We start from the raw sequence: 1,383 nt of genomic DNA, 5'->3' as shown, positions 1-1,383 counted from the left end.
AGCGGCTGCCCGACGGCGGTCGCGAGCCCGTACGCGGCGGCGAGCGCCCCGGCCAGGGTGTAGCTGCCGCCCTCGGAGCGGGTGAACAGGACGATGGCGATCGGGGCGGTGCCGTTGGGCAGCCGGCCCACCAGGGTCCCGGCCAGCAGTCTGGCGGCGTGCCGCGCCCGGAGGATGTCCAGATAGCCCGCGGCCATGCCCGCCCCTCTCCCCCGTCTGCCCATCGCCGGGGTTTTACGTATAACTTCGGAGTCCATACGTACCATGTGCGCAGCCCGCGGGTCCATCACGCGGCACCGTACGGTTCCAGCACGGAGGCACGAGTGAGCAGCGCGCGGCGGACCGCCCCACCCCGGCCCACCAGCCGTGACGTGGCCCGGGACGCGGGGGTCTCGCAGGCCACGGTGTCGCTGGTGCTCGGCGGCAAGTGGCGCGGCCGGGTGTCCGAGACGACCGCCGGGCGGGTCCGGGACAGCGCCCGGGACCTGGGCTACCGGCCGAATCTGGCCGCACGCAGTCTCCGCCTCGGCGGCACCCGTACGGCTCTGCTCGTCGTCCCCGCCCTCACCAACGAGTTCTTCGCCCGGGTGTACACGGGCGCGGCCGCCGTCGCGGCGGAGCACGACTTCGGTGTCGTCCTCTACCCGTCTCCCGACGGCACCGGCCCGGCCCGTGACCCGTTCGCCTCCTCGCGGGCGGCGCTGGACGGGGTGATCGCCTCCTCCATGGCGGCGGACGCGCTCGGGGCGCTGCGGGGCGCGGGGCTGCCCCTGGTGATGCTGGACAGCGACCCCGGGGACTCCGGTGCGGCGGCGTGGGTGAACCTCGACATCGCGGACGGTATGCGGCAGGTGACGGAGCATCTGCTGGGTCTGGGCCACCGCCGTTTCGTCCACCTCGCCTCCGCGGTGGACACCTGGACCTTCGCCGTGCGCGCCCGCGCCCTGCACGAGGCGCTTCGGCCCGTTCCGGACGTCACCGTCCGGACGGTGACCGCGGCCCTGGACGTACGGGCGGGGGTGGAGGCCACCGAGACGGCCATGGCGGGTCCGGGGCCGCTGCCCACGGCGATCGTCTGCGACGACGACATCCTGGCCGCGGGCGCCTGCAAGGCCGTGCGCCGGCGCGGCCTGAGGGTGCCCGACGACATCTCCGTGACCGGCTTCGACGATCTCGCCCTCGCCACGGCGGTGGAGCCCGAACTCACCACGGTGAGGCTGCCGGCCGAACAGGTCGGCCGGCGCGGCATGACCGCGTTGCTCGCGGTGCTTCAGGGCCGGCCGGCGGACCAGGGGGACCTGGCGGTCCGGCTGGTGCCCCGTGGATCGACGGCGGCCGTCCGGCCCTGACGGCGCCGCCGGCCCCGGGCACAGGACACCCCCG

1 protein-coding gene and 1 pseudogene are annotated in these 1,383 nt (G+C 75.4%); one reads left to right on the top strand and one right to left on the bottom strand.

Annotation, left to right across the window (positions count from 1 at the left end):
• A pseudogene (locus tag IH13_RS0134760) lies at nt 1-197 on the bottom strand (MFS transporter); the annotation flags it as partial.
• Nucleotides 198-323: 126 nt separating this feature from the next.
• Here IH13_RS0134760 and IH13_RS0134755 point away from each other — a divergent pair.
• The gene (locus tag IH13_RS0134755) at nt 324-1,349 is read left to right on the top strand and encodes a LacI family DNA-binding transcriptional regulator (RefSeq protein ID WP_031090936.1); all 1,026 of its coding nucleotides are present in this window, start codon (nt 324-326) and stop codon (nt 1,347-1,349) included.
• Nucleotides 1,350-1,383 lie beyond the last annotated feature (34 nt).

The sequence above is a fragment of the Streptomyces sp. NRRL WC-3549 genome (assembly GCF_000721935.1).
Taxonomy (GTDB): Bacteria; Actinomycetota; Actinomycetes; order Streptomycetales; family Streptomycetaceae; genus Streptomyces.
The sequence above is the reverse complement of the archived record's forward strand: the minus strand, read 5'-3'. Positions and strand labels throughout refer to the sequence as shown.